Source organism: Ruegeria sp. AN11 (assembly GCF_056536005.1).
In genome coordinates this window covers 2,308,529-2,330,241 of the sequence record NZ_JBQFJD010000001.1, presented here as the reverse complement: position 1 = coordinate 2,330,241, position 21,713 = coordinate 2,308,529, and the positions used below count along the sequence as shown (strand labels likewise).

Genomic DNA, 21,713 nt, shown 5'->3' with positions numbered 1-21,713 from the left:
ACATAAAGCGAGCACTATGACAGTTCAAAAAACGATCCAAACCGATTTTTCGATTTGTGAAGAGATCACCAAGTCCCCAGCAGCAAAGCAAAACCCGACGCCAGATGTTGGTTTGCTTGAGCTCGTCCGGGAATTGGCCCGGGCGGCAGCACAACAAGACGCGAGGAACTCGAGAGAATGCAACGCCGCGCTGCGATCTACGCCCGCTATTCGACCACGCTCCAATCGGAGCGCTTCATTGAAGATCAGGTGGAGCTTTGCCGAAGCTACCTGAGACGCGAGAAATACCGATTAGTCCAAGTTTTTGAAGACAAGGCCATGTCATCCGCGACCCTGGTCGGGCGAGTTGGCCTTGCCAATCTTCTCGAAGCAGCGAGAGCTGGCGAAATTGATGCATTGGTTGTCGAATGCGTCGACCGAATTAGCCGAGATATCGGAGATCTTCAGTATGTGCAAAAGCAGCTTAGCTTCGCAGGCGTCGATATCATCTCTGCCAGTGAAGGGGTTCAGTCCGAGCTTCAAATCGGTTTCCGCGGCCTTTATGGTACGATGTTCCTTAAGGACCTCCGTGAAAAAGTTCATCGCGGAATGTCAGGCAACATTGCCAAGGGTTTGAGTGCCGGCGGCAAGGCTTATGGCTACTCACCCATATCGGGGAAACCCGGTGAGCTTCAGATCGAAGCACACGAAGCGAAAGTTATACGCCGAATTTTTTTGGCCTACTCTAAAGGAGCCTCCCCGCGAGATATTGCTCATGATCTCAACGCTCAGGGTGAGTTGCCGCCACGTGGGCCAAAGTGGAACGCTTCCACGCTGAACGGCAATAAGAAGCGCGCTTATGGAATCCTCCGCAACTCACTCTACGCGGGCATCCTCGTCTGGGATCGCGTCAAGATGGTGCGCGATCCGACAACAGGAAAAAGAGTCAGCCGCGAAAAGCCGGCCGAAGACTGGAAGTATGCAGAGGTTCCGCATCTACGTTTAATCGATGAGGAACTGTGGGATGCGGTTCAGAAACGGTTGGCCAAGCAGTCCGAAAATAAGCGCTCCGGAAAGTCGACTCGCAAACCCTTGCGTCCATTCTCGGGCCTGCTTAGGCGCGGTTGCTGCGGTGGTGGCATGTCTATTCATGACCGAAACGGCAGTGCTATCCGGATCCGTTGCTCTGCATCTAAAGAGAGTGGCTCATGCAACAATAATGGGAAGGTTCGCCTCGACAAGATCGAAAGCGCCCTGCTGGCCGAACTAAGAAAAGAGCTGTCGATGCCAACCTACATCAATGAATTCATCCGTGCCTACAATGAAGAACGTCGCGAACTCAACGCAGCCGGCAAACCAGACAGGAAGAAACTTGAACGCACGGTAGCAGAAGCCAACAAGCTGCTATCGCGTCGTATCGAACTTTTCGAGATGGGTATTCTTGAAGGAGTCGAAGGAGAGGCAAAGTTGACTGAGGCCAAAGAACGCGCTTCGGTTGCCATGGATGTGTTGGCCAGCTTTGACGAGAAGGAGCAGTCGTTCGAGTTCAATCCAGCAACAGCTTCCAAGTATGTCACGGCCCTGGATGAAATGATCTCTTCTATGCAGGCGCACGACGGCAATTCGAATCCAAAAGCACGTGATGCGGTGCGCGGCTTGATTTCGGAGATCGTTGTGTCTCCGACCGAGGAAGACGGCGTGCCGGTCGAGGTGAAGGGCCGCCTTAGCGCCTTGGTTTCAAACCGTTCCAAAAAGGTGGGGGGTTTGGTGGTAGCGGAGGAGGGACTTGAACCCCCGACACGCGGATTATGATTCCGCTGCTCTAACCAACTGAGCTACTCCGCCACGAGTGACAGGCGATTTAAGGGAGGGGTCCGGCAGGGTCAAGAGGGAAATGGCGGTCCGTGGCGGAATCTTTCACTCTTTGGTCTGACCTGCCGAATCCAATCGGGATGAGCGGCAATTATCGGCAATCTTTCGGATGAACGATGCGCAAATTTCCGGGATGGTGATGAGGATCATATGGCCGTGCTTGCCAGTTTCCTCGTAGGTCAGGCCGAATTCTGTCATCGGAGGGCCGTGCTGCGCGGCTGAGAGGATGGCGTCCTGAGCGCCGTAAAGAATACCGCCCGGCACTTGCAGTTCCGGGTAGCGGCGGCATTGGTCCCCGATGCTGGCATCCACTCCGACCACGTCCTGCGAGGCTGTGATGAAGGCCGATGGGCGCAGCCCCAGGGCGCCGCCCGCCCGGTCCAGGAAATCCGCCGGGGCGGGCTCGGGCTCAAAAACGGCGCTCAGAACATGGGGCGCTGTCTTTGCCGCCAGCGGCACGGCGATCGTATTTCCGATCAGGTTGCGCAACCAGGCAGTCCGGATTTCCAGCGGTTTGAAAACCTGTGGCGGCGCGGGCATTTGCTGTGTCAGCGGGGCCAGCAACGCGAGCCCCGCAATCCGGTCCGGATATTCAAGGGCCATCGCCAGCGACACCGCTCCGCCCAGAGAATGCCCGACCAGAATGACGTCGGTGACCGATTTTTGGTCCAGAAACTCCTGTATCATCCGGGCCTGCTCCGGAAGGGTGCTCAACGACGGGTCGTCCCGGGTGGAATACCCGCAGCCAGGGCGATCAATGGCAATGACGTGGAAATCGTCCGCCAATTCGTCCATCAGCGCATAGGTGTAATGCTGTAGCTGCCCCGACAGACCGTGGATCATCACGATGGTCTGGTTGGCGGGATCTCCACGCTCGACATAGTGGATGCTGCCGCCATTAACCGCGACCAACTGACCCGGTTGAGGCACCCTTTCGAAACCCTTTTTGGTCAGCCGCCGCGTCCAAAGGTTCATGGCCAGCAGAAAGAGGCCCAGTGCGCCCAGCAGAATCAGGATTGTCGTCATCTACAATTCTCCATTCGGCGTGGGCACTGGCCGGTATTGTTCCAAACCCGCCTGCGCCATCCTCTTTTCGTACTCCGCCACGGTGCCGGGCCACAGCGTGGTGTTGCGCCCTTGCGCATCCTGATACCACGACGTGCAACCGCCAGTCTGCCAGACGCTGTCGGTGTGCCGTTCGCGCATCTCGCGTGTGAACTCATCCTGTTTCGCGGCATCCGGCATGATGGCCTTCAGCCCTTTTTTCTTCATCTGCGCCAGAACGCGGCCAATGTGTTTCACCTGGGCTTCAATCATCAGAACAACCGAGTTGTGCCCCAGCCCGGTATGCGGCCCCAGCAATATGAAGAAGTTTGGGAAACCGGCGATCGCAGTGCCCAGATTGGCCTGCATTCCGTCGCCCCAAGCTTTGTGCAGTGTAATTTCGTTGACGCCCGAGATGTCCAGTCGTTGCACCACATCCGTGACGTGAAAGCCGGTTCCCCAGATCAGAACGTCAGCCTGAACCGTGCTGCCATCTGTTGCGATGATCTGGTCGGACTCAATGGATGCCACCCCTTGCGCAACAAGATGGACGTTGTCGCGGGCCAGTGCCGGGTACCAGTCGTTCGAGCTCAGGATACGTTTGCACCCGATCCGATAACCGGGCGTCAGCATCTTCTGCTTGGTAGGATCCGGGATCGCGCCAGTCAGTGATTTACGCCACATTTTCATTGCGAAATTCACCATGCGCGCCTCGCCGCGAAATACTTTGTGGCGGTACTCAAAAATCATGTAGATCAGCTTGCGCCGCAGGCGTGGCAGAAGGGGGACGTGACGGTAGAGGCGACGTACCCATGGTGCAATTGGGCCGTCAGGGCGCGGCAGGACATAAGGCGGGCTGCGCTGGAAAACGGTGACGTCCGCCGCGGATTTGGCGATCTCGGGCACGAACTGAACCGCGGATGCGCCAGTGCCCACGACCGCTACGCGTTTGCCGGCCAATGGGACGTCGTGATCCCATTCGGCGGAATGAAAGCAAGGGCCGGGAAAGCTCTCGGCGCCGGGGACATCCGGAATGTTCGGCACATGCAGCGCACCAATTGCCGAGATCAGAAAGCTTGCGGTCCAGTGCTGGCCTTCATGTGTTTCGATTTGCCAGTTTGTGCCGTCCCATCTGGCAGATTTCAGGCTTTGGTGAAAATGGCACAGATCGTATAGGCCCTCGGCGCGGGCGATCTTCTGCAGATAGGACTGAATTTCGGCACCGCCCGCATAAGCCCGGCTCCAGTCCGGGTTCGGGTGGGTGGCCATTGAATAGAGATGCGAGGGGATATCACAGGCAACGCCGGGATAAGTATTCTCGCGCCAGGTCCCGCCGATATCGCCTGCTTTTTCAAGGATGGCGATGTTGGCAACGCCGCGCTTTCGCGCCTCCAGCGCCATGGTCAGCCCGGAAAACCCGGCGCCGACGATCAGCATGTCAGTCACGTTTTCCAACGTTTCCCCTCCCGTGACGATCCGATTGAAGCCCCGGGCAGGATAGAAGTTTTATCGCGCGTGTGAACAGGGCGACGTTAGGGCAGTGTAACGGCAGGGTACGTTACCGTTGACGGTTGGCTTAAAACTCCAACCGTTCCGTGCGCCCGTGTTCAAACAGCCGGTAGTTCAGAACATCGGCTTCGGGCGCGCCGGCTTCCAGCGCAAAGACAAAGGCATGGGTCAGATAGAAGCAGGCCGCGTCCAGGTCGCGAACGGCTTCACGCTCATTCGCGGCCTGTGTGTAATAGCGGACAAGGTCTACGTGGTCGCCTCGGGAATGTGCATCCAGCAGCAGCCGATCCAGCGTAGCCCGTTGATCTTGATCTGTCCGATCCTTCACCCGGCCGTTCCTCAGACTGTCCGGCCGTTTTCGATCTGCGTGGCCACCCAGTGGTGGAAGCAATGGGTCGGTCCGTCCATCGCCGGCGAAAACCGCCCGCCGTCAAACAGAACGCCGTGCCGACCTTTCTGCATACCTTCCACGACGAAAACATCCTCTTCGAAAACGGTTTTCCAGAGCTGCGCGTTCGAGGCGCGCAACCCGTCATGCTCGGGCGTTTCGGCTTCGCTTTTGGCGTAATACAGCTCGATATGTTCCACCGTGTTCTCCTGATCGACAGGCTCGAGAACGATGGCAAAGCTGTGGTCGCGCTGGACGCCCAACAGCACGTTGGGATACAGCGCGACATATTCCGCGCCCTCATCCCACTTGTCGCTCAGGCCGGCAAAATCCTGCAGCGTGGCACCGTCCTGATCTGTCAGTTGACGGTAAACCAGCGTTCCCTGGCCCGAGTAGTGGTTGCGCGCTTCGATATTATAGTGATCTTCCAGGCGGGAATAGCTGTTGAGTCCGGGATGCACCCACGGCAAATGATAGCTTTCGCAATAGTTCTCGACTGCGAGCTTCCAGTTGGACTTGATCTCAAGCTTGAAGGACGATGTCTCGCCGCCGTGAAAGATAGGCTGTTCAAATTCGCCCCAGCGTTCCATCAGCGGTCCGTGAACCTCTTCGAAATCGGGAGCGTTGCCGCTGACATTGACGAAGATCACGTCACGCCAGACGTAAGACCGAATCCGTACCAGCCCCAGATCGTCCTTGTCGATGTCTTCATGCTTGTTCTGTCCCGGCCCCCCCACATGAGGCGTCGCGTGCAGCTTGCCTTTCAGGCTGTAGCACCAGCTGTGATAGGGACAGCGGATGGCACCGCCGATTTTTCTGGGCGTATCCACCAGGATCATTCCGCGATGCCGGCAGGTGTTCTGAAACACGCCGATCTCGCCGTCGCGGTCGCGCACGATCAACAGGGGCATACCCAGAAAGTCCACTGGTTTGGCGTCTCCTTCCTCGGGGACGTCCTTGCCAAACCCGATACCAGACCAATTCGAAAACAGGACCGACTGTTTTTCTTCGGCAAAAACCAACGGGTCGATATAATGTTCGTTCGGCAGGCCGTTTGCGATATTCACATCGTTCAGAACGGATGACAGAACACTATGCTTGTTCATCGGGCTCTCCTGACTCTTGGCTGGATGCATTTCAATCGTTTTGACGGAACCGCCGCCCCCGCTTCAATATCAGAAATCCTCATCACAGCTTGACCTGATCTAATCCGAATTCTGACGCACCTCCTGAATGATCCAGTTCTTGAGCGCGCGAGCATTCTCGGTCAGTTCCTCTTCCGGTCGGCCGACCAGGTAGAACTGGTTGGGGGCCGTCAGGCGATGCGGGCCGATCGGAACCAGTTTCCCCGATTGCAACATAGGCCTGATCAGGCGTTGCCATCCAAGTGCCAGTCCTGCGCCCTTGCGCGCAAGCTGCAAGGCCACCGAGTAGCTGTTGACGCGTGTTTCCACCGGGATGTTTCCTGAATAACCCAGAATTTGAAACCAGTCCGGCCATGTCGTCCAGGTCTGATCCTCTGAATCCAGATGAATAAGCCGCTGGGCGGCCAATTGTTCCAAATCCGCACCCGCAAGTCTTTCGGCCATGTCCGGGCTGCCGACCGCGATCAGCTGATCTCGGTACAGCGGGGTATGCGACAGCGTACGGTCATTGTCCTTGCCGTATCGGATGAAGAAATCAATCTCGGGCCGGTTCCTGAAAGGACGATCCTGCGAGATCTGATCGACATTGACTTCAGGCGTTTCCCGCCAGAACCGGATGATGGAGGGTGACAGCCACAATGCGGCGACGGCCGTTGTCGATCCGACGGTCACCTTGCCGCCCGACGTGCGGTCGCGGATCGTCGCCAGCGTCTTTGAGATACGCCCGAAGGACGTGGACAATGCCTCGTACAATGCCCTTCCGTCCTCGGTCAGGTCCACACCGCGATGCTTGCGTTGAAAAAGCGCTGTATCCAGATCGCCTTCCAGCGCCTTGATCTGATGGCTGACTGCACCGGGTGTGACCGACAATTCCTCGGCGGCGTTCTTGAAGCTCAGATGCCGTGCTGCTGCCTCGAAGGCAGAAAGGGTGGTCAAAGGCGGCAGTTTATAATGGCGTCTGGACATGCGTAATCAGTACTCGGTTTAGGATCATTCAAGTGAATAATAGAATTTTCTCGGTTGTAGAACTGATTTTGCTAAATAATAGATGCATCTGTCAGTCACAAATGGCGGCTGGGGTCGGCAATGGGTCGGATAGTGTCGGTAAACGCCGAATACGACCGAAATCGACCTTGTATGCAGACGAACCAATGAGGGTCGAGTACAATAGGCTGCAAAAAACGCCGTTGAACAGGTCCGCAGACAGTTTCGGGTTCCGTGCCAATTCTGGGCGTCACCCGTGTGAAAAAAAACTGGAAGGCCAGGGCGCAGCACGTGTTTTCGGACCAGGTTGCGCTGAAATCTGTGCGTATGGGAGCGCGCGTTGGCACTTCCCGGGGTTGAAAGGGTTTCATGTGTACCCCGGCCGCATGCCCGGTCGTCAGCTACAGCAGGACGTCGGCGCGAAGGTGCATACGCAACCACGCAGACCCCCAAAATAATGACATCGCCATGGAGGAGAGAATATGTCAGTACCCGAACCGTTCACGGATCTCGAGATAGAAACGGCGGATGCCGGTTTCTACGAGAACTACAGCGTCCCGATCGCCCTGATCAGCAAAGGGATCATGGTCGCGCTCGTACTTTGGGCGCTGGTGTTCCCGGCCAATGCGAACAGCACGCTCGGCAGCTGGAACGGCAGGCTGCTTGAAGTATTCAACAGCTTCTACGTTATCATCGTCGGGCTGTTCTTCTTCTTCCTTGCCATCGTTGCGATCCTGCCATCCACCGGCCGGCGGATCATGGGTACACCGGGTGAGAAGCCCGAATTCTCGAATTTCTCGTGGTTCTCGATGATGTTCGGCGCGGGTCTGGGTGTTGGCCTGATGGTGTTTGCCACCGCCGAACCTCTGGGTCTATGGGGCTCGAACCCCGTGGTGGTCTCGGGCTCGGTCGAGGGCAACTCGCCTGAGGCGCTGCAATCCGCATATCGCTTCACATACCTGCACTACGGCTTCCACGCCTGGGCGATCTACGTGGTAACCGGGCTGTCGCTGGCGTATTACGCCTATACGCGCAACATGCCCCTGACGATCCGCTCGGCGCTGACGCCTCTGTTTGGCCGCCTGATGAACGGGTTTCTGGGCCACACCGTGGACGTTCTGGGTGTTGTGGCGACTATTCTGGGTGTCTCGGTCACCATCGGCTACGGCGTCAGCCAGTTCATCGACGGTCTTTATGCCATTACCGGCATGCAGTGGATCATGGATATGGGCGGCGAGGTTCCGACCCCCAGCAAGGTCGGTCTGATTTCGGGGCTGGTCGTCATCATGGGCCTGTCGATCATTTCGGCGGTTTCCGGTGTTGGCCGGGGCGTCAAGTACCTGTCGAACCTGAACCTTGTGCTGTCGATCATCCTTCTGGGCACGTTCATCGTCTTCGGCTCGTTTGTCTTCGCCATGACCACCTACGGCTCGGCGATGGTGGACTACATTCTGCACTTCCTGTCGCTCAGCTTTAATGCCTATGGCCCGCTTTCGGCCGAAGCTTTTGCAGCAGCTCTGCCCGCCGAGGCGCAGGCGCATGCGGCTGACCTGATGGGCGGCGCAACCAATGCCTGGGGCAGCTTTGACGGCTTCAAGGGCGGTCTGGAAGGTGCAGCCGCCGAATTGGACGAAGCCACCCTGACCGCGGCTTATGCAGCAGGCGAGCAGGGCCGTCAGTTCGGCTGGCAGGCAGGCTGGACCACATTCTACTGGGCCTGGTGGATCGCGTTCTCGCCCTTCGTGGGCCTGTTCCTGGCGCGCATCTCCAAGGGTCGCAGCGTGCGCGAGTTCATCCTGGGTTGCGTCTTCGCACCGGCACTGGTCTGCTTTGCATGGATGACCGTACTGGGCGGCACCGCGATCGATCTGGAACTGGCAGGCGCGGCGGAAGGCGCAATCATCGGGGCCTCGAACACCAACAAACTGTTCGTGACACTGTCCTACATGATCGACGGCGGGCTGTTGTCCATGCTGAACGTCATGTGCGTGATCCTGATCATGACCTTCCTGGTGACCTCTGCGGACTCGGGCATTCTGGTAATGAACACCATCATGTCCGGCGGCAGCCAGGAAACCGGTATCAAGCACCGCATCATCTGGGGTGTGATCCTGACGGCCGTGATCGGCGCACTGGTCCTCGCTGCGGGTGAAAACAACCCAATGGATGCGCTGCGCAATGCGATGATTATCGGTGCACTGCCCTTTACCATGGTGATGGGCCTGATGTGCATCGCGCTGGGCAAGGCGTTGTTCCGCGACGGACAGCGTGAAAAGCACGGTGTCTCTACCCAAGCCGCCGAATAATCGGATAGCGACAGACAAGATCAGGCGCCGCCCCGACAGGGGCGGCGCTTTTGGTTTTGAAACGGTGTCGGTTCCTGCAAACAGATTTCGGAATCAGTGAGGTGCGCGACCTGCGAATCCCCCATTCTGTCTAACAAGATTGGAGGATTGCCCCATGAACATTCGTACCGCAACGCGCTCGGGCGGACGCTCGGCCCGCCGCGCCAAGCGAACCGCGCCAAACTTTGAGATGTTGCCCGGACTGACCCGGGGCATCCCGCTATGCGAGGTGATGGACGGCGCCCAGGTTGAGCGCATCGACAACGCCTCGATGGACATTCTGGAAAATGTCGGAGTGCAGTTCCGCGACCCCATTGCGCTGGAAGACTGGAAAAAGGCCGGTGCCAGGGTCGAGGGAGAGCTGGTCTATCTGGATCGCGGATTGGTGCGTGAACTGATTGCCACAATCCCTTCGGATTTCACCTATCACGCCCGCAACCCGCAAAAGAACGTGCGGCTGGGTGGCCGGCACTCGATCTTCGTGCCGATGACCGGCGCGCCGTTCCTGCGTGATCTCGACGACGTGCGCCGCAATCCGACGCTGGACGATCTGGCCATGTTCCACAAGCTGAGCCACATGATGCCCGCGCTGCATTCGTCGGCCCATCATATCGTGGAACCCTACGATCACCCGATCAGTCAGCGCCACCTGCGCATCACCTATTCTTCGATGAAATATTCGGACAAGACGTTCATGGGCATGACCACCAGCCCCAAAAACGCCGAGGACGTGATGGACATGTGCGCAATCCTGTTCGGGGAAGAGTTCCTTGAGGATCACCCCGTCACCACCGGCAACTGCAACGGCAACTCGCCACTGGTCTGGGACGAAACCATGCTGGGCGCGATGCGTGCCTTCTGCCGCCGCAAGCAGCCGGTACTGTGCTCGCCCTTCGTGTTGGGCGGTGCCAACACGCCCGCCAGCGTACCCGCGACCGTCGCGCAGCTGAACGCCGAGGCGCTGAGCGCGCTGGCCTACACACAGGTGATCCGCAAGGGCGCGCCCGCGATTTACGGCCACTACCTGTCAACCGTGTCGATGAAATCCGGCGCACCGATGGCGGGCACGCCCGAAATCAGTCTGATGAATTTCATGATTGGTCAGATGGCGCGGTACTACGACGTGCCGTGGCGTACTTCAAACACGCTTGGCGGGGCCAAGACCTTCGATGCGCAGGCCGGTTACGAATCTGCCACGACCCTGCAGGCTGTTATTCATGCGGGGGCCAATTACATCTGGCATTCGGCGGGCTGGAACGAGGCCGGGATGCACTGTTCGGTCGCCAAGTTCATCGTGGATGCTGAACAATGCGCCATGGCCTATCGCATGGCCGAAGGTCCGAAATGGCACGATTTCGATCAGGCTCTGGCTGCGGTGCCGGATGTGGGGCCGGGCGGTCACTATCTGGGTCATCCGCACACACAGGACAATTTCCAGACCGCGTTCTTCATGCCCGAAATGTTTGACAACAATTCGATCGAGCAATGGACGGCTGAGGGCGAGGTTGAGATCACCGAACGCGCTCTGAACCACGCCCGCAAGCTGCTGGCCGAATATCAGGAGCCCACGCTGGATCTGGCCAAGAACGAGGAACTGCTGGACTACATCGCGCGCCGCGAACGGGAAATACCGGCAGCGGACGAACTGAACCAGACGTATTGATGATCTCTCCCCCCACTGGCCCGCCTGAAATTGGCGGGTCTTTTTTTGATCGGGAAATTGAAATGGAAATGAATGGAAGAAAGGCGCTGGTTACTGGAGCTGCCGGAGGGATCGGCGCAGCAATTGTCCGCCAATTGCGGCAGGCCGGCGCGCATGTTGCCGTGGCGGACAGATCAGTTGACGGGATCGAGGCCGAAGCCCACCTGCCCGGTGATCTCAGGGACGCTTCGTACAGCGACGCGCTTCCCCAAGCGGCCGCGGACCTTCTGGGCGCGCTGGACATCGTGATCAACAATGCGGGCGTGATAACGCGGGGCACCGTCACCGAAACCACGGATGATGACTGGTCACTGTCCCTGGGTGTCAATGTCGAAGCACCGTTCAGAATCTGTCGGGCCGCGATTCCGATCCTGGCCCAATCGGGGGGCGGGGCAATCGTCAATACGGCATCGTGCTGGGGCTTGCGGCCGGGGCCAAACCATGCGGTTTATTGTATGACCAAGGCGGCCATCGCCTCGCTGACGCAGTGCATGGGAATGGACCACGCGCATCAGGGCATTCGCATCAACGCGGTGTGCCCGAATGAAGTGAACACGCCCATGCTGAGGTCCGGTTTTGCAAAACGCGGGTTCGATCCGGATACTGCCGTGGCCGAATTGGGTGCAACTGTCCCCCTGGGACGGATTGCCGAGCCTGATGACATCGCAGATGTCGTCCTGTTTCTTGTCTCGGACGCGGCGCGTTATGTCTGCGGCACATTGGTTGAGGTCAACGGAGGTAAGCCAGTCACATGAACCGATTCCAAGGCAAGGTTGCCCTCGTCACAGGCGGCCGCAGCGGTATCGGCCGTGCCATCGCGGTCAGGCTGCAGCAAGAAGGCGCGCGCGTCTTCACGGCCCAGCGTGGGGCGGACACAGAATTTGAAGGCATCGCTGCGGATTTCACCAGACCTGACAGCCCGGCGCAGGTGATCGATGAACTGATTGCGAAGGCCGGGCGCCTTGATGTTTTGGTCAACAATGCAGGGATGATGCAGGAAGCCTCGGTCGAGGACATGAGCCTGGACGACTGGCAGCGGACCCTGACGGTCAACCTGACGGCACCGTTTCTCATGATCAAGGCCGCCTTGTCGCACCTGCGAAAAACGCACGGCAACATCGTCAACACCGGCTCGATCGAAGGTCTGGGCAGCAACCCCGGACATGCGGCCTATGGGGCGTCCAAGGCCGGACTGCACGGGCTGACCCGCGCGGTCGCGGTCGATCACGGGCCCGAGGGCATCCGGTGCAACGCAGTCGCGCCGGGTTGGATCGACACGGACCTGAACGAGGATTTCATCGCCTCGATGCCGGATCCCGAAGCATTTCGCCGGAATATCGGGCGCATCCACCCCGTGTCCAGAACCGGAGCACCGGAAGAGGTTGCGGCCCTTGTCGCATTTCTGGCATCAGATGACGCGGCTTTTGTCACCGGACAGGTCTATACCATCGACGGCGGACGCATGGCAAAGCTCAGCCTGCCGGGATAGGGCAGATCATTCCTTGCCTGACCGCCATTCCTTCCACATCAGGTAGGTGTTGGCGCCCAGCGAGGCGAAGGGTTCGGGCGGCAGGCGCGGAAGCTCCGGTTGGGCCAGAAAATGACTGGCAATGTCCGACCCGCCCTGCAGGATCAGCTCGGCAATGCCCATTCCCTGCAATGCCCCGCGGGCAATGCCCAGCCCGTTTTGGCAACAGGCGGAATAAACCCCGTCGTCCAGTTCGCCAAAAGCGGCCGCGCCATTGCGGCTGAGGCACAGCATTCCGGCCCAGCGGTGTTCCATTTTTACGTCCGGCAAATGCGGAAATCTCTCGCGGAACTTACGGTCATGCACCCAGCCCGCATTGCGCAGGCGCATGTTTGTCGTCTCGATCGAAGGATGAAAGCTTGAACAGGTCCGGATCAGGATCCGGTCGCCATAACTGCCCGAGATGCGCCGCACGGATGTTCCCATCGGATCCGCCGGTGTCACCGACCAGCGCGATTGCCCACCCAGCGTTTTGATCTGAGCGTCGGTCAGAGGCGCTGACAGTGACGCGTAAAGGCAAATATGCATCAACCGACGTTGGTAGAACCCAAAGCTTTCGACATGCCCGTTGTTGGCCAACACAATCCGTCCGGTCGTCACCCGGGCTTTTGGGGTCGTGACAACCCAGCCGTTTCCCTGTTTTTCAAAGCCTGTAACCGGCGAGTTTTCGAACACATCAACCTGCCCGGCCAGATGTGCTGACAATGCCCGGATATAGGCTGCGGGCTGGATCATGACAGTCCCCGGCGCAAACAGGCCCGAGGTGTAATGTGGACTGCCCGTGAGTTCCTGCATCTGTTGCTGATCGTAAAGGGTGCAGGGTTCGCCCAGCCGTTCCAGATGCGCGGCATATTCGCGGTTGTGCAGATCGCCTGACGGGGTGGCAGCGGCGTTGAATTTGCCGCAGGGATCGAACACCTCGTCGGACAGGACACAGTCCTCGGCCACCTGCTGCGCAAAAGCGATTGCCTTTCGGTTCAGCGCGATGGTGGCCCTGTCGGCCTCAAGCCCGTCGCCCGCGTAATTGTCCGAGGCCAGATCATGCGGCAAATCGATCATGAAGCCCGAATTCCGCCCGGCTGACCCTTCCGCGAACCGCCCGGCCTCAAGCACGGCAATCTTCAGGGAAGGATCAAGCTGGTGCAGGCGTCGCGCCGTGCTGAGGCCCGCAAACCCGCCGCCAACGATGGTGATGTCAGCGCTCAGGTCCTGTTGCAGCTCAGGAAGCGGTGTCTGAGCGGGCAGAATGGCATTCCACCCCGCCGCGCCGGTTTGGCGCGGCAGCCGTTTTGCTTCGTACCGGCTCAATCCACTGCCTCGTCCGCATCGTCGGCCAGATCGATCCAGATTGTTTTTAACTGGGTGTACTGGTCGTGTGCGTGGACCGAGTTGTCGCGGCCACCAAAGCCCGACTGCTTGTATCCCCCGAATGGTGTGGTTATGTCGCCTTCGCCAAAGCTGTTCACCGTGACTGTTCCCGCCCGGATTGCCCGCGCGCCACGAATGGCGCGTTTGGCATTGGCCGTGAAGATCGAGGCGCACAAACCATAATCGGTGTCGTTGGCGATCTTGATGGCCTCATCAAAGCCCGACACTTCGATTACCGACAGAACCGGGCCAAAGATTTCTTCCCGTGCCAGGGTGGCGTCGTTGCCGGGGACTTCGACGACCGTGGCTTCGACAAAACCCTTGTCCGCCTTGCCGCCAATCACGACGCTATCGGCCTGATCCAGATAGCTGCAAACCTTGTTGTAATGGCCTTCGCTGACCAGCGCACCCATGCGGGTTTCCGGGTCCAGCGGGTCGCCGATGTTCCATTGTTTGGCGTGATGGGCGATGCGCTCCAGCAGCTCGGCCTTTACATCCTTGTGCACGATCAGACGTGACGAGGCCGAGCAGTTCTCACCCATATTCCAAAACGCGCCATTGACCACGTGCGCCGCCACGCGGTCGAGGTTTTCGGCATCCTCCATCACGATAGCGGGGTTTTTGCCGCCCATCTCCAGCACCACTTCCTTGGCGTTGCTTTCGGCCGAATAAGTCAGGAACCGCTTGCCGGTGGCGGTGGAGCCGGTGAAGGACACCATGTCGATATCCATATGCCGCCCGATGGGCTCGCCCACGTCGGCGCCGCCACCCGGAACGATGTTCAGAACACCGCGTGGCAGTCCGGCCTCCATCGCCAGTTCAGCCAGGCGCAGCGCGGTCAGCGTGGTTTCTACCGCTGGTTTCACCACGACCGAACAGCCCGCCGCCAAAGCAGGCCCGATCTTCCACGCCAACATCAGCAGCGGGAAGTTCCACGGCAGCACCAAGCCCACAACACCGATCGGCTCACGCACGACCATGGCAATGTGATCGTCGCTGGCAGGGCTGACCTGATCGTAAATCTTGTCGATCGCCTCGGCATGCCATTTCAGGCAGTGGATGGTTTCAGGCACGTCCACGGTTTCGCAGTCATAGATGGTCTTGCCGCTGTCGATGCTCTCCATCACCGCCAGTTCGTGGGCGTTGCGCGTCATCAGCTTGCAAAGCCGGATCAGCACGTCCTTGCGCTGGGACGGGTGCAGTTTCGACCAGCGCCCATCGTCAAACGCCTCGCGCGCCTTTTCGACGGCAAAATCCACGTCCGCGGTTCCGCAGGCCGCGATATCGGTCAGCTTTTCGCCGGTGGCCGGGTTTGCGGTCTCAAACGTCTTGCCGGACATCGCCGGGCGGAATGCGCCATCTATGAACGCGCCGGTCGGCAGCTCCAGATTGGCAGCAATGGATTTGTATTCGTCCCTAGTGAGCAATCCCATGCCTTAACCCTCCGCCACAATGTCTGCGATTTTTTGTCTGAGAACACGCGTCACCTGTTCCAGCGCGCGCTTGTCGTCCTTGTTGAGCCCCTTCAGCGGAGGCCGCATCGCGCCCGCGTCGATCCCGTTCATGGTCACGCCATGCTTGATGGTCTGGATAAACTTGCCGCCCTGTTCCAGCACCCGCATCAGCGGCATCATCGCGGACATGATCCGGCGGCCCTTGGCAAAGTTGCCTTCGATCACACAGGCGTTGTAGAGCGCAACATGCTCGGCAGGCAGGAAATTCGACCCACCACAGACCCAGAACGGTGCACCCCAGGCAAAGAACTCGAGCGCCTGATCGTCCATGCCGCATCCCAGCTGGATATGCGGATAGTCCCGCGCCAGCAGGTGGACCCGGTTGATATCGCCCGAGCTTTCCTTGATGCCGCAGATATTTCGGCTGCGGCCGACGCGGTCGAGGAACTCTTCGCCCATCATCGTGCCGGTGCGATGCGGATAGTTGTACAGCATCACCGGCAGGTCTGCTGCCTTGTCGATGGCCAGTGCGTTCAGCGCGTTTTCGCGGTCGGTCGGTACCGAATAGGGCGGGCTGGCCAGCAGGATGGCATCTGCGCCAATCTCGCGCGCGCCCGCGGCCAACGCGATTGAATCCGGTGTCAGCATCGCACCGGTGCCGACCACAAGCGGCAACCGGCTTTTTAACTGCTCATGCGTGAATTTTGCCAGCTCAAGACGCTCGTCAACGGTCTGCGCATAGTTCTCGCCGGTCGAGCCGCCCGAGATCAACCCGTGCACACCATGTCCGATCAGGTATTCGATCACGTCGGACAGGGCGTCCCAGTTGACCTGGCCATCTGCGTGGTAGGGGGTTACGACAGGGGTGTAGATCCCCTCAAATCTGAAAATCGGGTTCATTCCGTCCTCATGCAGGTTTCGACAGGGGCGGGGCACCCATCGGGACATTCAGCGCCTCAGGCATCACAAAAAGTTCGATCTGATCGCGCGACAGGTTCCAGTGATCGGTCGCCAGCTGCGAAGCAGCCACTTCATCGCGCGCTTCGATGGCGGCGATGATAGCGTCATGCTGGCGGCTCGCCTCGGACAGGTTTTCGGTCATTTCAACGCTTTGGGGGCGATAAAAGGTCATACCGATGCGGGCGTGATCGATCAGCAGCCGGTTGAACGACGGCAGCAGATAGACATTCGCCGACATCTCGCCGGTCACTTCGTGAAAGCGGTTGTTGGCCAAGGCACGATCCTCGGGCGACCCGGTCCGCAATGCCTCTTTGAACTTTTGCTGCGCCACCTTTAGGTCATCGATCTGCCGGGGCGTTGCGTTCAGGGCCGCCAGACGCAGAATTGCCCCATAGACCATCGGCGCGGCCAGAAAGAAGTCGCGCAGGGTGGTATAGGACATCTCGGACACGCGCGCGCTGCGGTTGGTGCGCAGATCCAAATACCCTTCGCCCGCCAATTGCCTGAACACCTCGCGCAGCGGGGTCCGGGACAGGCCAAAGGCATCCGACAGATGCGCCTCGTCAAGATCGGCACCTGGACGCAGGCGCAGGGTCAGAATGGACACCTTCAGGTGCTCCCTCAGGTCTGCCTTGCGTGATTTGCCGTCTTCTTTCATCCCAAATCCTTTGCCAAGCCCCGATGCATACCCTTGCGAATCGCGTGGGCGCCGAGTAGCTGGCCGATTTGTATTCGATAAAAATACAACTTGTATACAGTAAAAAATAGTGCAGCATCACCTAAACTTCGCCACGGGGTCGCAGGCCGACGCCCAGCAAACGGAAACCGACATGCAGCAGACGCAGCACATCACCTTCATATTGGTTGAGGAATTTTCGCATCTGGCGTTTTCATGTGCCGTCGAGCCGCTGAGAATCGCCAATCTGGAAAGCGGTAAAGACCTGTACGAGTGGTCCTTTGCCTCGGAACATGGCGAACAGGCGGTATGTTCAAACGGGTCGGTGACGCTGGTCCATTCCGGGCTGGATAAACTGCCCAAGGCTGATCAGTTGTTCGTCTTGTCCGGTATTCACATGCGCAAACACGTCACGCGCCCGTTGTTGGCTGCATTGCGTCGCGAGCGTGCCCGGGGAACGCGGATCGGCGCGCTGTGTTCAGGCGCCTGGGTGCTGGCCGAGGCCGGTTTCCTGGACGGAATGCAGGCCGCCATTCACTGGGAATACCACGACGCGTTCATGGAAGCCTTTCCCGAGGTAAATCTGGTGCGCAGCGTGTTTACGGCTGACGAAAAGCACATCACGGCATCGGGTGGCACCGCCACTGCGGACCTGATGCTGCACCTGATCGAAAAGGAACATGGCCGGGAACTGTCAGTCGCCGTTGCCGATCAGATGGTCTACAACGCGGTGCGTAATGCCACCGCAAGACAGCGCGTTTCGCTCCAGTCCCGCAACGGGATGCGAAACGCCCATCTGGCCAGGGCAATACGGATCATGCGCGACAGTATCGATGCACCGGTTTCGCCCTCGCAAATCGCCGGAGAAATCGGGATTTCCGCACGCCAGTTGGAGCGGTTGTTCGGGAAATACCTGAACACGTCCCCCAAGAAGTACTACATGGAGCTGCGCCTGGAACGGGCCCAGAATCTGCTGCTTCAGACCGAGGCCTCGGTCACCGAGGTTGCGCTGGCCTGCGGGTTCGAAAGCCCCGGGCATTTTTCGCGCGTGTACAGATCCAGTTTTGGCGTAACCCCGCATATGCAAAAGACAAAAATCAACTGATTACAAACAACGGCCGCTGCGCCTCGGACGGAATGGAGAGGATAATTGGGCGGGGGGGGCCTCATGACCAGATGACAATCAGACCGGTCAGGCGCTCACCCCCTGACCCTGCCCAGTTACCCCCTCGTTAAAACTGTACTGGTCAAATGGCAGGCAGGATTGATTGTTTTTGTCTCAGGAAAGGGGCGCAACTATTGCCAGATCGTGTCAGTTCTATGTAATTTTTTGTCGTATTTCTTCGAACTGTGGCATCCTCTTAAGAAATGCAGTCAGAAATTGAATAAATGGCCTTCGTTTCGCGCACGCAGTTGGGCGAGACGGGTCACTCCGCTTCAGAATCGCCGCTCTTGGATTTGCTGTAGCTCTCCCAGATATCCGGACGCCTGTCCCGAGTCAGCTTCTCGGCCATGCTGTGACGCCATTCAGCGATTCGGCCATGGTGTCCGGACATCAGAACGTCGGGGATCGGCCGCCCCTTCCATTCGGCGGGGCGGGTATATTGCGGATGTTCCAGCAGCCCCGACGAAAAACTCTCATCCTCGGTCGAAGCCTGATTGCCCAGCACGCCGGGGATCAGCCGGACAGTCGCGTCAATCAGGGCCTGTGCTGCAATCTCGCCCCCGGTCATGACGAAATCACCAAGCGAAACCTCCTGAACGCCGTAATGCTCCAGCACCCGTTCATCGACACCTTCGAAGCGGCCACACAGCAAGGTCATGCCCTCACATCGCGCCAGCGATTGCATCATGGCCTGGTTCATCGGCCGGCCGCGCGGGCTGAGGTAGATCAGGGGCCAGTTGCCCTGAACGCCCGCCATCGCGTGTTCAATCGCCTCGCCCAGAACATCCGGGCGCAGGACCATTCCGGCCCCGCCGCCGGCCGGCGTGTCATCGACATTGCGGTGCTTGCCGACCCCAAACCGGCGCAGATCGATCGTTTCCAACTGCCACAACCCCTCTTGCAGGGCTTTGCCGGTCAGGCTTTCGCCCAACACGCCGGGGAAGGCCGACGGGAACAGCGTGATGATCCTGGCTTTCCACACGCCATGCAGATCGGGTGTCGGCGTTATCAATTCGCGTGGTTTCAGCGTGGGCCGGATCGCCTTGCGGCCATGGGATTTGTTGGGCTTGTCAGTCATGGGGTCCCGTAGATCTCGTCCTGCACAGATTCGATGATCGCAGCTTTCTGACGGGTCAGCGCGGCCTCGTCCAGTCGTGACCGGTTCAACGCCAGAAGCTCGATCAATGTGTCTTCCGGCAGGCTGGGATTGACCTTGTTCGGCGGTACAATCCGGGCGGTTTTGTCTCGTGACAACATGAGGAACTCTGCAAATGGCGCACCGGGGCCAAAACGGCGCTGTAGCATGTCTTCTAGCCATTCCGACTGCACGGTGACCGCTGGCAGCTTGTCCCGAATGCTGTTCACCGTGTCCTCAAGCGAAGGCAGTTGATCAAGGTTGGCACGGAAGGTTTCGAAATCCTGCACCATCCGCGTGCGTTGCAAATCATGCGCCCACAGGCTGCGCAGCCACGCGCCGCGCTGGCGCAGCGACAGATAGAGCGTTATGTCCAGATCCTCTCCGACCAGCCGCTGTCGGATCGAGTCGACGATACACGCGGCCAGATCCGGGGCCGCAGCGTAGCCCTGGCTCAGGTTGCGACTAGGGCGCAGGCCGCTGAAGTTCTCTTCGCTCAGGATCAGCCCGCGTTTGGTTCCGAATTCCAAAGTATCCAAAAACTCGCGCATCTGGCCGCCAAACTCGGCCAGCGTTCCCACTGTCCCATAGACCGAGTGACGGGTGGCCGCACCGGACAGCCCTGTCTTGCGGGTCTTGTAAGGCAGCACCAGCGCGAAATGGGGCCAGATCAACTCGCGGTTTTCATACAGGAAGGACTGTGCCGCAGTGGTGCCTGTTTTGTGCAGGCCCAGATGCAGCATTATCCGCCGCATTACAGCAGACCCTCCGGCGGGTCGGCGATGATACGACCCTGATCCAGATCGACCGTGGGAACGACCTCAAGAGTGAAGGGCAGCAGAACCGTGGTGTTCATCCCCGGCCCCTGCAGTTCCAGTAGGTCTGCCGCGCCATGGTTCTGCACCGATTTCACCCGGCCCAGAAGCGTGCCGCCGGTGTCATAGACCTCAAGCCCGATCAGGTCCGTATGATAAAACTCGTCATCCGGCAGCGAGGGCAACTGGTCGCGCCGCGCAAACAGGCGCAGACCCTTGATCGCATCGGCCTGCTCCTTTGTTTCAATTCCACCCAGCCGCGCGGCAAAGCCGTTCTTGATCGTCCGGGTCAGCACAAGCGGATACCGCTCCGCGCCGCTTTCGTCGGTCAGCGGGGAATATGATTCGATGTCTTCGGGGATCGCGCAGTAGCTTTTCAACCGCACTTCGCCCCGCACGCCGTAAGACCCGGCGATACTGCCTACACAGATCAGATCAGTCATTGGACCCTTCCACCGTCACACAAACTCCGTCCTGCCAGTCTCCGCGCGTGGCACAGGCGTCGCGCTGATTGCTGCGTTCGAAAAACACGCCGACAATAAAAGCGATCATCAGCAGGATGGGAAGCCGCATCAGCCCAAACATAAGTCTATCGCACCTCGACGGTCAGACTGTCCTGACGATTTTCCCAACCGGCACGCTCCAGTTCCGGCGTGTCTGACAACGCCTCGGGCCAGCCGATGCAGAAATACCCGATCAGGCGCCAGCTGTCCGGCACTTTCATGTCCTGCGTCAACCGGTCGGGATTCAGAATGGACACCCATCCCAACCCCAGCCCCTCGGCCCGCAAGGACAGCCAGAACAGGGTGATCGCGGTGACCACGGAATAGCGGCGCATCTCGGGCATCGTGCCAGCGCCCAGCCCCAGACCCTTGTCCGTGGCATCGTCGCAGAAGACAGCCAGCTGCACAGGGGCTTCGCGCATGCCCGACAACTTGAGGCTGCTGTAAAGCCGCGCCTTCTCACCGGAATACCCGGCAAGGGCCTCGGCATTCGCGGTCTGGAAATTCTCAAGCGCCGCAGTGCGGGCTTTTTCGCTTTTGACGCGGATCACGCGCCAGGGTTCGCTCAGCCCCACCGATGGGGCCAGTCGAAACGTGTCGAGGCAGCGCGACAGCACTGCCTCGTCCACGGCATCGGTGCGGAACCGGCGCTCATCGCGCCGGAGCCGCATCAGCAGATCGAACTGCGTGCGGAAATCATCACTGAAGGTCTGATCCTGCACGCGCCCGCCTTGCTTATTCTTCAGCAGCAGCTTCTTCAGTCGGTGCGGCAGCGGCTTCGGCAGCTTCAGCAGCCTTTGCAGCTTTCTCTTCCGCGCGCTCCTGGGCTTTCTTGCCCGGGGTACCCTTATTGGGGTTGTTGCGCTCGGCCTTGTCACGTGCGCCGGCTGCTTCCAGCATGCGTGCGATACGGTCGGTGGGCTGAGCACCCTGGTCCAGCCAGTACTGAATGCGCTCCATGTCCATTTTCACGCGCTCTTCGCTGTCTTTCGGCAGCAGCGGGTTGTAGGTGCCCAGTTTCTCGATGAAACGGCCGTCGCGGGGCATGCGGCTGTCAGCAGCCACGATGCGGTAGAAAGGACGCTTTTTCGAGCCGCCGCGGGCGAGACGAATTTTCATTGCCATGGTGGTATCTCCTTTG

21 protein-coding genes and 1 tRNA gene are annotated in these 21,713 nt (G+C 59.2%); 6 read left to right on the top strand and 16 right to left on the bottom strand.

What is annotated here, in order from left to right:
* The first annotated feature begins 177 nt into the window (after nucleotides 1-177).
* Nucleotides 178-1,791: a recombinase family protein gene (locus ACR3EQ_RS11550; RefSeq protein ID WP_480491769.1), complete on the top strand. Its 1,614-nt coding sequence runs from the start codon at nucleotides 178-180 to the stop codon at nucleotides 1,789-1,791.
* On the opposite strand, the gene ACR3EQ_RS11545 is transcribed toward ACR3EQ_RS11550, so the two are convergent.
* From ACR3EQ_RS11545 to ACR3EQ_RS11520, 6 genes are all read right to left on the bottom strand, one after another.
* Nucleotides 1,748-1,824 (bottom strand) — tRNA-Met (locus ACR3EQ_RS11545). The two genes, ACR3EQ_RS11550 and ACR3EQ_RS11545, sit on opposite strands and share 44 nt — an antisense overlap.
* Before the next feature lie 72 nt (nucleotides 1,825-1,896).
* On the bottom strand, nucleotides 1,897-2,877 hold the full coding sequence (locus ACR3EQ_RS11540) for an alpha/beta fold hydrolase (RefSeq protein WP_480490698.1): 981 nt from the start codon (nucleotides 2,875-2,877) through the stop codon (nucleotides 1,897-1,899).
* A complete protein-coding gene (locus ACR3EQ_RS11535) occupies nucleotides 2,878-4,341 on the bottom strand; it encodes a flavin-containing monooxygenase (protein WP_480491767.1) in 1,464 nt (487 codons plus the stop codon).
* Between the two features lie 130 nt (nucleotides 4,342-4,471).
* Entirely contained in the window at nucleotides 4,472-4,732 is a 261-nt protein-coding gene (locus ACR3EQ_RS11530) for a hypothetical protein (protein WP_480490696.1), read from the bottom strand.
* Between the two features lie 11 nt (nucleotides 4,733-4,743).
* Nucleotides 4,744-5,898, bottom strand: a complete 1,155-nt coding sequence (locus tag ACR3EQ_RS11525; RefSeq protein ID WP_480490694.1) for an aromatic ring-hydroxylating oxygenase subunit alpha — start codon at nucleotides 5,896-5,898, stop codon at nucleotides 4,744-4,746.
* A gap of 99 nt (nucleotides 5,899-5,997) precedes the next feature.
* Nucleotides 5,998-6,903: a LysR substrate-binding domain-containing protein gene (locus tag ACR3EQ_RS11520; protein ID WP_170612048.1), complete on the bottom strand. Its 906-nt coding sequence runs from the start codon at nucleotides 6,901-6,903 to the stop codon at nucleotides 5,998-6,000.
* A gap of 500 nt (nucleotides 6,904-7,403) precedes the next feature.
* Here ACR3EQ_RS11520 and ACR3EQ_RS11515 point away from each other — a divergent pair, with 500 nt between their 5' ends.
* From ACR3EQ_RS11515 to ACR3EQ_RS11500, 4 genes are all read left to right on the top strand, one after another.
* Nucleotides 7,404-9,227 (top strand): BCCT family transporter, encoded by a 1,824-nt coding sequence (locus ACR3EQ_RS11515; protein WP_170612047.1) that lies wholly within the window; start codon nucleotides 7,404-7,406, stop codon nucleotides 9,225-9,227.
* A 154-nt stretch (nucleotides 9,228-9,381) separates the two neighbouring features.
* Nucleotides 9,382-10,929 carry a trimethylamine methyltransferase family protein gene (locus ACR3EQ_RS11510; protein ID WP_170612045.1) on the top strand — a complete coding sequence of 516 codons (1,548 nt, stop codon included), beginning with the start codon at nucleotides 9,382-9,384 and terminating at the stop codon, nucleotides 10,927-10,929.
* Between the two features lie 62 nt (nucleotides 10,930-10,991).
* Nucleotides 10,992-11,723: an SDR family oxidoreductase gene (locus ACR3EQ_RS11505; protein WP_170612043.1), complete on the top strand. Its 732-nt coding sequence runs from the start codon at nucleotides 10,992-10,994 to the stop codon at nucleotides 11,721-11,723.
* A complete protein-coding gene (locus ACR3EQ_RS11500; protein ID WP_170619202.1) occupies nucleotides 11,720-12,457 on the top strand; it encodes an SDR family oxidoreductase in 738 nt (245 codons plus the stop codon). The genes ACR3EQ_RS11505 and ACR3EQ_RS11500 overlap by 4 nt, the downstream gene beginning before the upstream one ends.
* Before the next feature lie 6 nt (nucleotides 12,458-12,463).
* Here ACR3EQ_RS11500 and ACR3EQ_RS11495 read toward each other — a convergent pair whose 3' ends face one another.
* Genes ACR3EQ_RS11495 through ACR3EQ_RS11480 form a run of 4 tightly spaced genes read right to left on the bottom strand, consistent with a single transcriptional unit; the run spans nucleotide 12,464 to nucleotide 16,936 of the window.
* A complete protein-coding gene (locus ACR3EQ_RS11495) occupies nucleotides 12,464-13,804 on the bottom strand; it encodes an NAD(P)/FAD-dependent oxidoreductase (protein WP_480490692.1) in 1,341 nt (446 codons plus the stop codon).
* A complete protein-coding gene (locus ACR3EQ_RS11490; RefSeq protein WP_170612037.1) occupies nucleotides 13,801-15,297 on the bottom strand; it encodes an aldehyde dehydrogenase in 1,497 nt (498 codons plus the stop codon). The genes ACR3EQ_RS11495 and ACR3EQ_RS11490 overlap by 4 nt, the downstream gene beginning before the upstream one ends.
* Before the next feature lie 3 nt (nucleotides 15,298-15,300).
* Complete coding sequence (locus tag ACR3EQ_RS11485) at nucleotides 15,301-16,218, bottom strand: dihydrodipicolinate synthase family protein (RefSeq protein ID WP_170612036.1); 918 nt, start codon at nucleotides 16,216-16,218, stop codon at nucleotides 15,301-15,303.
* 7 nt (nucleotides 16,219-16,225) lie between these two features.
* Nucleotides 16,226-16,936: a GntR family transcriptional regulator gene (locus ACR3EQ_RS11480; protein ID WP_170612034.1), complete on the bottom strand. Its 711-nt coding sequence runs from the start codon at nucleotides 16,934-16,936 to the stop codon at nucleotides 16,226-16,228.
* 172 nt (nucleotides 16,937-17,108) lie between these two features.
* Between ACR3EQ_RS11480 and ACR3EQ_RS11475 the strand changes: the two genes are divergently transcribed.
* Nucleotides 17,109-18,059 (top strand): GlxA family transcriptional regulator, encoded by a 951-nt coding sequence (locus ACR3EQ_RS11475; RefSeq protein ID WP_480490690.1) that lies wholly within the window; start codon nucleotides 17,109-17,111, stop codon nucleotides 18,057-18,059.
* 322 nt (nucleotides 18,060-18,381) lie between these two features.
* On the opposite strand, the gene trmD is transcribed toward ACR3EQ_RS11475, so the two are convergent.
* The 6 genes from trmD to rpsP are packed head-to-tail and all read right to left on the bottom strand — an operon-like array spanning nucleotide 18,382 to nucleotide 21,697.
* Entirely contained in the window at nucleotides 18,382-19,197 is an 816-nt protein-coding gene (trmD, locus tag ACR3EQ_RS11470; protein ID WP_170612030.1) for a tRNA (guanosine(37)-N1)-methyltransferase TrmD, read from the bottom strand.
* The gene (locus ACR3EQ_RS11465; RefSeq protein ID WP_170612028.1) at nucleotides 19,194-20,009 is read right to left on the bottom strand and encodes a hypothetical protein; all 816 of its coding nucleotides are present in this window, start codon (nucleotides 20,007-20,009) and stop codon (nucleotides 19,194-19,196) included. The genes trmD and ACR3EQ_RS11465 overlap by 4 nt, the downstream gene beginning before the upstream one ends.
* Nucleotides 20,009-20,512 carry a ribosome maturation factor RimM gene (gene rimM / locus ACR3EQ_RS11460; protein ID WP_170612026.1) on the bottom strand — a complete coding sequence of 168 codons (504 nt, stop codon included), beginning with the start codon at nucleotides 20,510-20,512 and terminating at the stop codon, nucleotides 20,009-20,011. Before rimM ends, ACR3EQ_RS11465 begins: the two co-directional genes overlap by 1 nt.
* The gene (locus tag ACR3EQ_RS11455) at nucleotides 20,505-20,654 is read right to left on the bottom strand and encodes a hypothetical protein (protein ID WP_170612024.1); all 150 of its coding nucleotides are present in this window, start codon (nucleotides 20,652-20,654) and stop codon (nucleotides 20,505-20,507) included. Before ACR3EQ_RS11455 ends, rimM begins: the two co-directional genes overlap by 8 nt.
* A 4-nt stretch (nucleotides 20,655-20,658) precedes the next feature.
* Nucleotides 20,659-21,294 (bottom strand): 5,6-dimethylbenzimidazole synthase, encoded by a 636-nt coding sequence (bluB, locus tag ACR3EQ_RS11450; protein ID WP_480490687.1) that lies wholly within the window; start codon nucleotides 21,292-21,294, stop codon nucleotides 20,659-20,661.
* Between the two features lie 13 nt (nucleotides 21,295-21,307).
* Nucleotides 21,308-21,697: a 30S ribosomal protein S16 gene (gene rpsP / locus ACR3EQ_RS11445; RefSeq protein ID WP_170612020.1), complete on the bottom strand. Its 390-nt coding sequence runs from the start codon at nucleotides 21,695-21,697 to the stop codon at nucleotides 21,308-21,310.
* Nucleotides 21,698-21,713: the final 16 nt, after the last annotated feature.

Coding starts and splice junctions, on each gene's coding strand:
- ACR3EQ_RS11550 (WP_480491769.1), top strand. CDS start 178: ATGCAACGCCGCGCTGCGATCTACGCCCGCTATTCGACCACGCTCCAA.
- ACR3EQ_RS11540 (WP_480490698.1), bottom strand. CDS start 2,877: ATGACGACAATCCTGATTCTGCTGGGCGCACTGGGCCTCTTTCTGCTG.
- ACR3EQ_RS11525 (WP_480490694.1), bottom strand. CDS start 5,898: ATGAACAAGCATAGTGTTCTGTCATCCGTTCTGAACGATGTGAATATC.
- ACR3EQ_RS11520 (WP_170612048.1), bottom strand. CDS start 6,903: ATGTCCAGACGCCATTATAAACTGCCGCCTTTGACCACCCTTTCTGCC.
- ACR3EQ_RS11515 (WP_170612047.1), top strand. CDS start 7,404: ATGTCAGTACCCGAACCGTTCACGGATCTCGAGATAGAAACGGCGGAT.
- ACR3EQ_RS11510 (WP_170612045.1), top strand. CDS start 9,382: ATGAACATTCGTACCGCAACGCGCTCGGGCGGACGCTCGGCCCGCCGC.
- ACR3EQ_RS11505 (WP_170612043.1), top strand. CDS start 10,992: ATGGAAATGAATGGAAGAAAGGCGCTGGTTACTGGAGCTGCCGGAGGG.
- ACR3EQ_RS11500 (WP_170619202.1), top strand. CDS start 11,720: ATGAACCGATTCCAAGGCAAGGTTGCCCTCGTCACAGGCGGCCGCAGC.
- ACR3EQ_RS11490 (WP_170612037.1), bottom strand. CDS start 15,297: ATGGGATTGCTCACTAGGGACGAATACAAATCCATTGCTGCCAATCTG.
- ACR3EQ_RS11485 (WP_170612036.1), bottom strand. CDS start 16,218: ATGAACCCGATTTTCAGATTTGAGGGGATCTACACCCCTGTCGTAACC.
- ACR3EQ_RS11480 (WP_170612034.1), bottom strand. CDS start 16,936: ATGAAAGAAGACGGCAAATCACGCAAGGCAGACCTGAGGGAGCACCTG.
- ACR3EQ_RS11475 (WP_480490690.1), top strand. CDS start 17,109: ATGCAGCAGACGCAGCACATCACCTTCATATTGGTTGAGGAATTTTCG.
- trmD (WP_170612030.1), bottom strand. CDS start 19,197: ATGACTGACAAGCCCAACAAATCCCATGGCCGCAAGGCGATCCGGCCC.
- ACR3EQ_RS11465 (WP_170612028.1), bottom strand. CDS start 20,009: ATGCGGCGGATAATGCTGCATCTGGGCCTGCACAAAACAGGCACCACT.
- rimM (WP_170612026.1), bottom strand. CDS start 20,512: ATGACTGATCTGATCTGTGTAGGCAGTATCGCCGGGTCTTACGGCGTG.
- ACR3EQ_RS11455 (WP_170612024.1), bottom strand. CDS start 20,654: ATGTTTGGGCTGATGCGGCTTCCCATCCTGCTGATGATCGCTTTTATT.
- rpsP (WP_170612020.1), bottom strand. CDS start 21,697: ATGGCAATGAAAATTCGTCTCGCCCGCGGCGGCTCGAAAAAGCGTCCT.